Source organism: Serratia sp. 22264, from assembly GCF_052045345.1.
GTDB lineage: Bacteria > Pseudomonadota > Gammaproteobacteria > Enterobacterales > Enterobacteriaceae > Serratia > Serratia plymuthica.
On record NZ_JBQEOY010000005.1, the window covers coordinates 125,755 to 137,742 of the forward strand.

9 protein-coding genes are annotated in these 11,988 nt (G+C 60.3%); 5 read left to right on the plus strand and 4 right to left on the minus strand.

The features are described 5' to 3' along the window. Positions 1-54: 54 nt before the first annotated feature. Positions 55-1,509 carry an NAD-dependent succinate-semialdehyde dehydrogenase gene (locus ACTJJ1_RS17880; protein WP_004948371.1) on the minus strand — a complete coding sequence of 485 codons (1,455 nt, stop codon included), beginning with the start codon at positions 1,507-1,509 and terminating at the stop codon, positions 55-57. Positions 1,510-1,522: 13 nt separating this feature from the next. Next, positions 1,523-2,788: a 4-aminobutyrate--2-oxoglutarate transaminase gene (locus tag ACTJJ1_RS17885; RefSeq protein WP_004948375.1), complete on the minus strand. Its 1,266-nt coding sequence runs from the start codon at positions 2,786-2,788 to the stop codon at positions 1,523-1,525. Positions 2,789-2,909: 121 nt separating this feature from the next. Here ACTJJ1_RS17885 and pdxR point away from each other — a divergent pair, with 121 nt between their 5' ends. Beyond that, entirely contained in the window at positions 2,910-4,379 is a 1,470-nt protein-coding gene (gene pdxR, locus ACTJJ1_RS17890) for a MocR-like pyridoxine biosynthesis transcription factor PdxR (protein ID WP_004948378.1), read from the plus strand. Here the strand turns inward: pdxR and ACTJJ1_RS17895 are convergent. Next, entirely contained in the window at positions 4,366-5,985 is a 1,620-nt protein-coding gene (locus ACTJJ1_RS17895) for an ABC-F family ATP-binding cassette domain-containing protein (RefSeq protein ID WP_440834721.1), read from the minus strand. The two genes, pdxR and ACTJJ1_RS17895, sit on opposite strands and share 14 nt — an antisense overlap. 302 nt (positions 5,986-6,287) lie before the next feature. Here ACTJJ1_RS17895 and ACTJJ1_RS17900 point away from each other — a divergent pair, with 302 nt between their 5' ends. After that, complete coding sequence (locus ACTJJ1_RS17900; protein WP_202290731.1) at positions 6,288-8,309, plus strand: oxidoreductase; 2,022 nt, start codon at positions 6,288-6,290, stop codon at positions 8,307-8,309. A gap of 42 nt (positions 8,310-8,351) precedes the next feature. Here ACTJJ1_RS17900 and rlmG read toward each other — a convergent pair whose 3' ends face one another. Continuing rightward, positions 8,352-9,491, minus strand: coding sequence for a 23S rRNA (guanine(1835)-N(2))-methyltransferase RlmG (rlmG, locus tag ACTJJ1_RS17905; RefSeq protein ID WP_006328224.1), 1,140 nt, complete (start codon positions 9,489-9,491; stop codon positions 8,352-8,354). 149 nt (positions 9,492-9,640) lie between these two features. Here rlmG and ACTJJ1_RS17910 point away from each other — a divergent pair, with 149 nt between their 5' ends. The 3 genes from ACTJJ1_RS17910 to ACTJJ1_RS17920 all read left to right on the plus strand — a co-directional run bounded on the left by ACTJJ1_RS17910 (position 9,641) and on the right by ACTJJ1_RS17920 (position 11,961). Next, complete coding sequence (locus ACTJJ1_RS17910) at positions 9,641-10,147, plus strand: M48 metallopeptidase family protein (RefSeq protein WP_004948389.1); 507 nt, start codon at positions 9,641-9,643, stop codon at positions 10,145-10,147. 100 nt (positions 10,148-10,247) lie between these two features. Continuing rightward, positions 10,248-11,228 carry a Gfo/Idh/MocA family protein gene (locus tag ACTJJ1_RS17915; RefSeq protein ID WP_440834724.1) on the plus strand — a complete coding sequence of 327 codons (981 nt, stop codon included), beginning with the start codon at positions 10,248-10,250 and terminating at the stop codon, positions 11,226-11,228. Position 11,229: 1 nt separating this feature from the next. Continuing rightward, positions 11,230-11,961 carry a glutamine amidotransferase gene (locus ACTJJ1_RS17920; RefSeq protein ID WP_004948394.1) on the plus strand — a complete coding sequence of 244 codons (732 nt, stop codon included), beginning with the start codon at positions 11,230-11,232 and terminating at the stop codon, positions 11,959-11,961. The last annotated feature ends 27 nt before the right edge of the window (positions 11,962-11,988 follow it).

Below are 11,988 nucleotides of genomic sequence, written 5' to 3' on the forward strand. Positions count from 1 at the left end.
CATCCTTTGTTGCCCGGCGGCTCCGGCCACCGGGACAGGTTAATTTCCCGGTGGTTAACAGCTCACATCGATACACAGGTATTTCAGCTCCAGATATTCTTCAATGCCGTAACGCGATCCTTCACGTCCGAGTCCTGACTGCTTCACACCGCCAAACGGCGCGACTTCATTGGAGATCAGCCCGGTGTTGATGCCGACCATGCCGTATTCCAGCGCTTCCGGCACTCGCCACTGGCGCGAGGCACTCTGCGTAAACAGATAAGCGGCCAGACCGAATTCGGTGTCGTTGGCCATGGCGATCGCTTCCGCTTCATCATGGAAACGGAACAGCGGCGCCACCGGGCCAAAGGTTTCTTCCCGGGCGAAGCGCATTTTTTGCGTCACGCCGGTCACCACCGTCGGTTGGAAGAAGGTTCGGCCCAGCTCGTGCGGCTGCCCGCCGATAGCAATCTGCGCGCCTTTAATCAGCGCATCGTCAATGTGGCTCTGCACTTTATCCACCGCGTCCTGGTCGATCAGCGGCCCCTGGGTGGTGCCTTCATGGCTGCCGTCACCGACCTTCAGTTGCTCAACCGCCGCCACCAACTTGTCCACCAAACGATCGTAGATGCCGTCCTGCACGTAGATGCGGTTGGCACAGACGCAGGTCTGGCCGCTGTTACGGAACTTGGAGGCCATAATGCCCGCCACCGCCGCGTCCAGATTGGCATCGTCGAAAACGATCACCGGCGCGTTGCCCCCCAGCTCCAGCGACAACTTTTTAATCGTCGGTGCGCACTGCGCCATCAGAATGCGGCCGACCTCGGTCGAACCGGTAAAGCTCAGTTTGCGCACCACCGGGCTGTCGCACAGCACCTTGCCCACCTGCGCCGCGTCGCCGGTCACCACCTGCAACACGCCTGGCGGAATGCCGGCATCCTGCGCCAGCTTCGCCAACGCCAACGCGGTCAGCGGCGTCTGTTCGGCCGGTTTGACGATCATCGCGCAGCCCGCAGCCAACGCCGGCGCAACCTTGCGGGTGATCATCGCCGCCGGGAAGTTCCACGGCGTGATCGCCGCGCAAACGCCGATCGGCTGTTTCACTACCACCAGGCGCTGCGAGGCCAGGGGCGCTTGCAACACGGCACCGTCGACACGCTTGGCCTCTTCGGCGAACCAGGTAATAAACGAAGCGGCATAGGCGACTTCACCGCGCGCTTCCGCCAGCGATTTACCCTGCTCGGCGGTCATCAGCTGCGCCAAATCCTCCTGGGCCGCCAGCACCTTGTCGGCCCAGGCCAGCAACAGCACGGAGCGCTGTTTGGCGGTCAGCTGTTTCCAGCCCTGCTGCGCCAACTGCGCCGCGTTAATCGCCTGCTGCGTTTCTTCTTCGCTGACCAACGGAATGCTTGCCAGCTCAGCACCGGTCGCCGGGTTGATGACCGCTTCACGCTGGCCGCTCAACGCGTCGCACCACTCACCGTTAATCAGGCACTGGCTGCGCAGCAGCTCGGGATTATTCAGTTTCATTGCCGGTCACTCCTTATTGGGCCAACGCGCGGGAAAGAATGCCCAGCGCCTGGGTGAACTGTTCCTCAGGGATGGTCAGCGGATACAGGAAGCGGATCACGTTGCCGTTCACACCGCAACTCAACAGCAGCAGGCCCTCTTCCAGCGCCTTCTGCTGTACCTGACGGGTGATCTCCGCCGAAGGCTTGCCGGTCGCCGGATCCTTGAACTCCACCGCCACCATTGAACCCTGCGCGCGAATATCCGCGATCGCCGGGCTGGTTTTGCGCGCCTGTTGCAGTACTTCCACCAAATGCTGGCCCAAACGTTGGGAACGCTGGCACAGCTGTTCTTCGTCGATCACGTCCAGCACCGCAAGTGCCGCAGCCACCGCCAGCGGGTTACCGGCATAGGTGCCACCCAGCCCGCCCGGCGCCGGGGCATCCATCACGTCGGCACGGCCGGCTACCGCCGACAGCGGCATACCACCCGCCAGGCTTTTCGCCATGGTGATCAGATCCGGTTTCACCGCGTAATGTTCCATGGCAAACAGCTTGCCGGTACGGGCAAAACCGGTCTGCACTTCGTCGGCAATCAGCAAAATGCCGTGCTGGTCGCACAGTTCGCGCAGCGCCTGCATAAAATCGGCCGGCGCGATGTTGAAACCGCCTTCGCCCTGTACCGGCTCCAGCACGATGGCGGCCACTTGTTTGGGATCGATATCCGCCTTAAAGATGCGCTCCAGGCTGTTCATCGCGTCTTCGGTGGTCACGCCATACAGCGCATTCGGATACTGGCCGTGGAACACCGAACCGGGGAAGGGCCCGAAGCCCAGCTTGTACGGCGCCACTTTGCCGGTCAGCGCCATGGTCATGTAAGTGCGGCCATGGAAACCGCCGCCAAAGGTGATCAGGCCCGGCCGACCGGTATAGGCACGGGCGATTTTGACCGCGTTTTCCACCGCTTCTGCGCCGGTGGTGAACAAGGCGGTTTTACAAGGGCCTTCAATCGGTGCGCGCTGGTTGATGCGCTCTGCCAACGCGACATAGCTTTCGTAAGGAACGATTTGGTAAGCGGTGTGGGTGAAGGCCTTCAGTTGCCGTTCAATGGCGGCGATCACCTTCGGATGCCGGTGTCCGGTATTCAGGACAGCAATACCGGAAGCGAAATCAATAACCTCATTGCCTTCTACGTCCCACAGCGTGGCGTTCTCCGCACGCTCGGCGTAAAAACCGCACATCACGCCAATCCCGCGTGGGGTGGCATCCTGGCGACGTTGATTCAGTTCTGCGTTTTTCATGCTGTTCTCTCCGGTCGGTGTCCGTTGTACGTTTCGTTCACATTCGTGAAACAATGACGTTTATTTACACAGGATGTGGCCCTATAATCGAGTGCCAGTTACGATTAATTGAGGGATCCAATTGCGCTCACTGAGTGGTGACCTGTTATTGCAGCGCCTCGGCGAACAGCCCGATGATAAGCTGCACAAGCGGCTGTATAACGCGATCCGCACCAGCATTTTGGACGGTAGTTTGCCGCCCTCCAGCCGCCTGCCCGCCTCGCGCGATTTGGCGCAGGAACTCAGGCTGTCCCGCAACACCGTATTAACCGTTTATGAACAACTTCTGGCGGAAGGTTATGTTTTGGCACGCGCAGGCAGTGGCACATTCGTCGCCGAAACCGTGCCGGACAGCTGTTTATCTACCGTCAGCGCCCCCGCAGGCAGTGACGGGGAACAGCGGCGCATTGAGCTGTCGGCGCGGGGTTCCACCCTGCTTCATCACGCCAGCGCCAGCCCCAAACAGTGGGGGGCGTTTATCCCCGGCGTACCCGACGTCAACGCCTTTCCTCACCAGTTGTTCAGCAAGATCCAGGCGCGCATCAGCCGCCGCCCCGTCCCACAGCGGCTGACCTACAGTAATCAGGGCGGCAGCCCGGAGTTGCAGCATGCATTGGTGGACTATCTGCGCGTGGCGCGCTCGGTGCGCTGCTCGCCGGAGCAAATTTTGATTACCGAAGGCATTCATCAGGCGATAGATCTGGTGACGCGCATGCTGTGCAATCCGGGCGACGACGCGTGGATTGAAGAACCGGGCTATTGGGGGATCCGCAATATTCTGCGGATGAACGACGTGAATATCTGCCCGCTGGGGGTCGATGAGGCCGGCATGGTGCCGCCGGAGCAGCCAACCGGCGCGCCACGGCTGATTTTCGTCACCCCCTCGCACCAGTATCCGCTGGGATCGGTGATGAGTCTGGCGCGGCGGCAGCGGTTGCTGGCATTGGCGCGCAACGGCGGCAGTTGGATTGTCGAAGATGACTACGACAGCGAGTTCCGCTTTTCCGGGCAGCCCATCCCGGCGCTGCAAGGGCTGGAAGCCGATGCGCCGGTGATTTATATCGGCACCTTCAGCAAGACGCTGTACCCGGCGCTGCGGCTGGGTTACGTGGTGCTGCCAAAACCCTTGATGACGGCGCTGAAAACCGCGCACGCCGAACTCTATCGCGGCGGTCACCTGCTGATCCAGACCGCGCTGGCGCAGTTTATTCAGGAAGGCCACTACACCGCGCATATTCGCCGCATGCGGCTGCTGTATGCCCGGCGGCGGGCGTTTCTGACCGCGTTGATTGAGCAGCATCTGGGCAAGCAGGCGTTGAGCGAATTCAACAACAACGCCGGGCTGCACCTGATCCTGAACCTGCCGGACGAAGCCGACGACGTGGCGATCGCCGCCGCCGCCAGCGCACGCGGCGTGCTGGTGCGGCCGCTGTCGCGTTACTACATGCTGCCCAACCACCGCCGCGGCTTGCTGATGGGCTTTGCCTGCGTGCCGGAAGAACAGATGGCCGCCGCCTTTACCCTGCTGCTGCAATGCATTACAGCGCCCTGAACTGCCAGCCCCCGTCCTGCCAATGCAGGCGATGAGTCAGTTTCAGCGCCCGCAGGAAGGCTTCATCGTGCGAGACCACCAGCATAGCACCGGGAAATTCCGCCAGCGCGGCCTCAATGGCCAGTGACGAAGCCAGATCCAAATGGTTGGTCGGCTCGTCCAGCAACAGCAATTGCGCCGGCTCCTTACGCCACAGCGCACAGGCCAGCGCTGCCTTCAGCCTTTCTCCGCCGCTCAGCGCCGCCAACGGCAACGTGATCCGTTCCGCACCGAGTTGCAACTGCGCCAGTTGGGTGCGCAATGCCCCCTCCGCCAGCGGAGAATCCTGCAACCCCAGCAGCGCCATCACCGATAGCCGCGAATCGAACTGCGACAGGGTTTGATCGAGGTAAGCCATTGGCAGCGGGCAGTGAACCTGACCGGACACCGCAGCCAACTGGCCGAGGATCACCTTCAGCAACGTGGATTTTCCGCAGCCGTTCGGGCCGGTCAGCGCTACGCGCATGGGCCCGTAGATACGCATATCCAGCGGAGGCGCACTGACAAAAGGCAGTTGCAGTCGCTCGAGCACCAGCACCTGCTTGCCCGCCATCACCGTGCTGCCTGGCAGGGTCAACATCACCGGGCTGTCTTCTTCCACCCGCTGGTACGCCTCGCGCACGGCGGCATCGAGGCTGCCTTTTTGGTCCTGATGCTGTTTGCGCAGCGTGCCGAGGCTCTCTTTGGCCGCCGCCTTGTAGGCCACGCGTTCGAAAGAGGCGATATTCAGCGTGTCGACGGTTCTTAGCGTTTGGGCTGAACGCCGCTGGCTGATGTCGTGTTCTTTCTGCTGCCGGGCGCGAGTGCGTTTGCGTTCCCGCCGCGCATGTTCCCAGCCAGCTCGCGCCGCCTGTCGCTCCAAATCGCGCTGCCGGCGATAGTCATCGTAGTTGCCGCCATAGCTGTGCAGCCCGTCGGGCGTCAGCTCGACGATGCGCGCCATACGCGCCAGCAGTTGCCGATCGTGGCTGGCAACCAGCAGCCCGCCGCGCCACTGCGCCAACTGCCGGTACAGCCAGTCGCGCCCATCGGCATCAAGGTGGTTGGTCGGTTCATCCAGCAGCAAGCAATCCGCACCGCCCAGCATCGCGCCACACAGCGTCGCGCGCATTCGCTCCCCGCCGCTCAGGGACCCGGCCGGCCGCAGCGGATCGAACTCAGGCAATCCGGCGGCAGCGAAGGCAGCGTGCAGACGATCGATCAGATCCCACTGCCCTTCCAGACGATCGATATCGTCCGCCAACGGACGCCCCTGCTCAATGCGGGCCAACGCGGCAAACACCTCGCCATAGCCCAGCAATTGCGCCAGCGTGATCTGCGCTGCGATCTCCGGCTGTTGAGCCACATAGGCCAGAGAAGCATGCGTTTCCACATGTCCGCTCCCCGGTTGATCCAGGCCGGCGATCAAGCGCAGCAGACGGGTTTTGCCGACGCCGTTACGCCCAACCAGGCCACAGTGTTGTTGATCGAAAGTAAGCTCCAGCGGGCCGAACAGCGTTTCGCCGTCAGCAAACTGGCAGGTCAGTTGGTGTAAAACAAAATAAGGGGATTGCGCAAAATGAGCCATAAGCACTCCTGAATGAAATCAAAATATCCCCATCCGGCACTGGCGTGCTCAGCATGGGACAAGATATCAACAGGCGTGTTTGTTCATTTTCGGTGATGGCTCCGCAAAGAAGGCATAGACATGCCGCAGACAAAGGTTACCCGATAACTTGTCTACTATGCAAACAACCACAAAGATTCATGACATCTATCACATTCAGCGCAACGCAGATTCCCAACGGCACTGACAACGGCTAGATTTATCTCATCCGACCACTTGGGTCGCACATAATAATAACGATGAAAGACGCGATGGAGACTGCAATGAGCAATTACCCGCACCTGCTGGCACCGCTGGATCTCGGCTTCACCACCCTGAAAAACCGGGTGCTGATGGGATCGATGCACACCGGCCTGGAAGAACTTCCCGATGGCCCGGAACGCATGGCCGCTTTCTATGCCGAACGCGCAGCGGCCGGCGTGGCGCTGATCGTGACCGGCGGCATCGCCCCCAATGAAAAAGGTGTGGTGTATCGCGGCGGTTCCACTCTCAGCCGCCGGGATCAGGTCGATCATCACCGGATCGTCACCGACGCCGTCCACCAGGCCGGGGGCAAAATTGCGTTGCAGATCCTGCATGCCGGCCGCTACAGCTATCAACCGCAGCCGGTGGCGCCGTCCGCGCTGCAGGCGCCGATCAACCCTTTCGCCCCGACCGCGCTGAGCGAGGCGGAGATCGAACAGACCATCGCCGACTTTGCCCACTGTGCGCTGCTGGCGCAGCAGGCCGGCTACGACGGCGTAGAGGTGATGGGTTCCGAAGGCTATTTGATCAACCAATTCCTGGTGTCGCGCACCAACCAGCGCGATGACTCATGGGGAGGCAGCTTCAGCAACCGCATGCGTTTTGCCGTGGAGATCGTCCGGGCGGTGCGTCAGGCGGTTGGCCGCGAGTTCATTTTGATTTACCGCCTGTCGATGCTCGATCTGGTGGAAGACGGCTCCAGCTGGCAGGAGATCGAACAGCTGGCTCTGGCGATCGAACAGGCGGGTGCGACCCTGATCAACACCGGCATCGGCTGGCATGAGGCGCGGATCCCGACTATCGCCACCATGGTGCCGCGCGCCGGTTTCAGTTGGGTGACCCGCAAGCTGATGGGCAAAGTGCGCATTCCGCTGATCACCACCAACCGCATCAATGACCCGGCGGTTGCAGAACAGGTGTTGGCGGACGGCTGCGCCGACATGGTGTCGATGGCCCGCCCGTTCCTGGCCGATGCCGCTTTTGTGCAAAAGGCCGCCGAAGGGCGCGCCGACGAGATAAACACCTGCATTGGCTGCAATCAGGCCTGTCTCGATCAGATTTTTGAAGGCAAGCTCACCTCCTGCCTGGTGAACCCGCGTGCCTGCCGCGAAACCGAAATGCCGCTGACCATGGCCGAAAAGCCGAAAAAGTTGGCGGTGATCGGCGCCGGGCCGGCCGGATTGGCGTTTGCCACCACCGCCGCCAGCCGCGGCCACCGGGTGACGCTGTTCGATGCCGCCGATCAGATTGGCGGGCAGTTCAATATCGCCAAGCAGATCCCCGGTAAAGAAGAATTCCACGAAACCCTGCGCTATTTCCGTCGCCAGCTGGCACTGCTTGAGGTGACGGTAAAACTGGGTACGCAGGTAGAAGCCGCCGATCTGGCGGAATTCGACGAAGTGATCCTCGCTTGCGGCATTGTGCCGCGCACGCCGGCAATTCCAGGGATTGATAACGCCAAGGTGCTGACCTACCTGGACGTATTGCGCGACAAAAAGCCGGTCGGCCAACGGGTGGCGATTATCGGCGCCGGCGGCATCGGCTTCGACACCGCCGAGTACCTCAGTCAGCACGGCGTGTCGAGCAGCCTGGATCAGGCAGAATTTAACCGTGAATGGGGTATCGATGGCCAGCTCAGCCAACGCGGCGGGTTGGCGGCGCAAGGGCCGGTGGCGGAACGCGGGCCGCGGCAAATCTATCTGCTGCAGCGCAAAACCAGCAAGGTGGGTGAAGGGCTGGGGAAAACCACAGGTTGGATCCACCGCGCCAGCCTATTGATGCGCGGCGTCAAGATGCTCAACAGCGTGAACTATCAACGTATTGATGAGGAAGGATTGCACATCTCGCGCGCAGAGCAGGAAAGCTGTCTGCCGGTGGATACGGTGATTATCTGCGCCGGGCAGGAGCCACGCCGCGAACTGCAGCAGCCGCTGCTGGCGATGGGAAAAACCGTGCATTTGATTGGCGGTGCGGACGTAGCCGCCGAGCTGGATGCCCGCCGCGCAATCGATCAGGGCACGCGGCTGGCGATGGCGCTGTAATAAATAACCATTAAGGGGCGCATGCATTGCGCCCCCGGTGACTCAATAACGTGCGCCGGATTTCACCGCTTTCAGGATCACAAATTTCTTGTTGGATGCCACAAGGGTGCAGTTACCAAACAGACGCTTCAGCTTCTGGTGGTAATCCAGATGACGGTTGCCGACGATGCGCAGCTCGCCGCCCACCTGCAGGCAACGCTTGGCGTCGCAGAACATCTGCCAGGCAGTATGATCGGTGATCGCATGTTGCTGGTGGAATGGCGGATTGCACAGCACCGCCTGCACGCTTTCACGCTCAATCCCCGCCAACGAGTTATTCACTTCAAACTGACAGCGATCCAGTTCCTGCGGCAGGTTGTGCTCCACGTTCAACTCGCTGGACGCCACCGCCATATAGGACTCATCGACAAAGCTCATCTGCGCCTGCGGGTTCTGCACCAGCGCGGCCAGGCCAATAACGCCGTTACCGCAACCGAGATCGACAATGTGACCGTCCAGATCGTGCGGCAGATTTTCCAGGAACAGACGAGCGCCAATATCCAGGCTGCCGCGTGAGAACACGTTGGCATGGTTGTGGATCAGCCAATCGGTGCCATCCAGCGTCCAGTTGGTGGTTTCCGGCGCCGCCGGTGGCACGATGTCCGCCACTTCGCAGTGGATCAGGCGCGCTTTCTTCCACGCCAGGCTGGTACGCGTCGGCCCCAGTACCTTTTCAAACAACTGCATGGTTGAAGTGTGCACGTCGCGCGCCTTGGCTCCGGCGATGATCACCGTGTCCGGTGCCACCACGTTGCGCAGCGAACGCAGTTGCTGTTCCAGCAGCGCCAGCGCCTTGGGAATGCGGATCAACACCACTGCCGGTGATGCAGGCAGTTCGGCGAGGCTGTCCAGCAGCGTAACCTGCTCCGGATCCAGTTCGTTGAGCTTCAGGTTATGGCGCGTAGCCAGCTGGCTCATGTAGGAATCGCTAATGCTGTAAGGCCGATGGCCGTGCAGCGCACAGGCCAGCGTGCCGAAGTTGTCGTTGAAAATCAGCACCGGGCGACCGCCAATGTCTACATTTTCAAGCTGTTGCAGCAGATATTCGTCTGCCGCTTCCCACGCCTGCAATTGGGTGGATTCTTCCTGTTGGGGATAACGCTCCAGCTCAAGTTGCTGTGTTCCCAGATCGAGTTGGCTCATTGCCCCTCCTGACTGATAAAATTTGGGCTGTTTATCCCCTAAAAACGTCCATCAGTAAAATGTTTTTTCGGATAAATTGCCCTTTGCGGGCTTTGCGCGAAAAAACGTCATAGAATAGCCCGCTGAATTGCCGCCAATACGGGAAGATGATGTCCGAACTGACTTACCTGCAGGGTTACCCTGAACATCTGCAAAGCCAGGTGCAGCAGTTGATCGACCAGCAGAGGCTGGGGGATGTGCTGTTGCAGCGCTATCCGCAGGTGCATGATTGCACCACCGACAAGTCGCTTTATCAGTATACCGTCGATCTGAAAAACCAGTATCTGCGCAACGCCCAGCCGCTGAGCAAAGTGGCCTACGACGGTAAAATCCAGGTGATGAAACACGCGCTTGGCATGCACACCGCCATTTCACGCGTGCAGGGGGGCAAGCTGAAGGCCAAGGCGGAAATCCGCGTGGCGACGGTGTTCAAGCTGGCGCCGGAGCCGTTTCTGCGCATGATCGTGGTGCATGAACTGGCGCACCTGAAAGAGAAGGATCACAACAAGGCCTTCTACAGCCTTTGCTGCCATATGGAGCCGAATTACCATCAGTTGGAATTCGACACCCGGCTGTACCTGACCCACCTCTCCGTATTTGGCGATCTGTATGCATAGCGGGATTCGCCTTCGGTAATTGCCGTGATAATCTGATTCTTTCTACCCTATGCAGCACTTGAAATTCATAGGGTATAGGGCTTGGGAACCGGAGATATCTATGATTCGCTTTGCCGTCGTTGGCACCAACTGGATTACGGAACGCTTTATCGACGCCGCACATGAAAGCGGCAAGCTGAAGCTGACCGCCATCTATTCGCGCAAGCTCGAGCAGGCGCAGGCGTTTGGCGCCAACTATCACGTCAGTCTGTTTTTCGATTCCCTGGAGGCGCTGGCCCAATCCGACGCCATCGATGCGGTGTACATCGCCAGCCCCAATTCCCTGCATTGCCAGCAATCGCTGCTGTTCCTTAGCCATAAAAAGCACGTGATCTGCGAAAAGCCGCTGGCCTCCACCCTGCACGAAGCGGAACGACTGGTCGCCTGCGCGCGGGAAAACCAGGTGGTGCTGTTCGAAGCCTTCAAAAGCGCCCACCTGCCGAACTTCCTGGCCCTGAAGCAGGCTCTGCCGAAAATCGGCCGGCTGCGCAAAGCCTTTATCAACTATTGCCAATACTCTTCGCGCTATCCGCGCTATCTGGCCGGCGAGAACCCAAACACCTTTAACCCGCAGTTCTCCAATGGCTCTATCATGGACATTGGTTACTATTGCCTGGCCAGTGCCGTGGCGCTGTTTGGCGCACCAAAATCCGTGATCGCCAGCGCCGCGCTGCTGGACACCGGCGTTGATGCGCACGGCACCGCCTGCCTCAACTACGGGGATTTTGACGTAACCATTTCTCATTCCAAGGTCAGCAATTCGGATATCCCGAGCGAGATCCAGGGTGAAGAAGGGACGCTGGTCATTGATAAAATTTCGGAGTGTCAGGGAGTGGCGCTGACGCCGCGCGGTGGCAATCGTCAGGATCTGACCCAACCGCAGCATATCAATACCATGCTGTATGAGGCGCAAGCGTTCGCCGACCTGGTTGAAAAACGGCAGGTGGAACATCCAGGGTTGGAAAACTCGCTGATCGTCGCCCAGTTGCTGACCGAAATCCGCCGCCAGACCGGCGTAGTATTCCCTGCCGACGGAGAATGACATGAAACCGCTATTGTTGATGCAAACCGGCGATGCGCCGGAGATTATCCGCAGGGAAAAGGCCAACTTCGACGAAATGTTCCTGCAGCAGGGCAACATTGACGCCGATCGCGTGCAGATCGTGCACCTTCCCTCAGGTGAACAGCTGCCGGCTCCGCAAAACTACGCCGGCGTGGTGATTACCGGGTCGGCGGCGATGGTCACCGAACAATTGCCGTGGAGCGAGCAGGCCGCCGAGTGGCTGCGTCAGGCGATGCAGATAAAGCTGCCGATTTTCGGCGCCTGCTACGGTCACCAACTGCTGGCCTACGCGCTCGGCGGTGAAGTGGGCTACCACCCGCAGGGCATGGAGGTCGGTACGCTGGATATTGAACTGCTGCCTGCCGCCGCCAACGATCGGCGTCTGGCGATGCTGCCGCCGCATTTCAAGGCCAATCTGATCCACTCGCAGAGCGTACTGACGCCGCCTGTGGGCGCGAAGGTGCTGGCGCGTTCACAGCAGGACGCCTGCCAGATCCTCAGTTATGGCGATCACGTACTGACCACCCAGTTCCATCCGGAATTTAACGGCGCGGTGATGCATCAATACCTGAGCTGGCTCGGCGAACTGTACCCCGAGCAGCAGGCGCAGTATCGGCTTAAGCAACAGCAGGTTAGCGATACGCCCTTCAGTCGGTTATTGCTGCAAGGTTTCGTCGTCAGCCTCGGCGCGCAAAAGGCCCTGGCCGGCTAGCGTGATAAACGTTGACCGCTGACACAT

Bases quoted from the DNA above. Each gene is read 5' to 3' on its own strand.
- ACTJJ1_RS17880 (WP_004948371.1), bottom strand. From the start codon at position 1,509: ATGAAACTGAATAATCCCGAGCTGCTGCGCAGCCAGTGCCTGATTAAC.
- ACTJJ1_RS17885 (WP_004948375.1), bottom strand. From the start codon at position 2,788: ATGAAAAACGCAGAACTGAATCAACGTCGCCAGGATGCCACCCCACGC.
- ACTJJ1_RS17895 (WP_440834721.1), bottom strand. From the start codon at position 5,985: ATGGCTCATTTTGCGCAATCCCCTTATTTTGTTTTACACCAACTGACC.
- ACTJJ1_RS17900 (WP_202290731.1), top strand. From the start codon at position 6,288: ATGAGCAATTACCCGCACCTGCTGGCACCGCTGGATCTCGGCTTCACC.
- rlmG (WP_006328224.1), bottom strand. From the start codon at position 9,491: ATGAGCCAACTCGATCTGGGAACACAGCAACTTGAGCTGGAGCGTTAT.
- ACTJJ1_RS17910 (WP_004948389.1), top strand. From the start codon at position 9,641: ATGTCCGAACTGACTTACCTGCAGGGTTACCCTGAACATCTGCAAAGC.
- ACTJJ1_RS17915 (WP_440834724.1), top strand. From the start codon at position 10,248: ATGATTCGCTTTGCCGTCGTTGGCACCAACTGGATTACGGAACGCTTT.
- ACTJJ1_RS17920 (WP_004948394.1), top strand. From the start codon at position 11,230: ATGAAACCGCTATTGTTGATGCAAACCGGCGATGCGCCGGAGATTATC.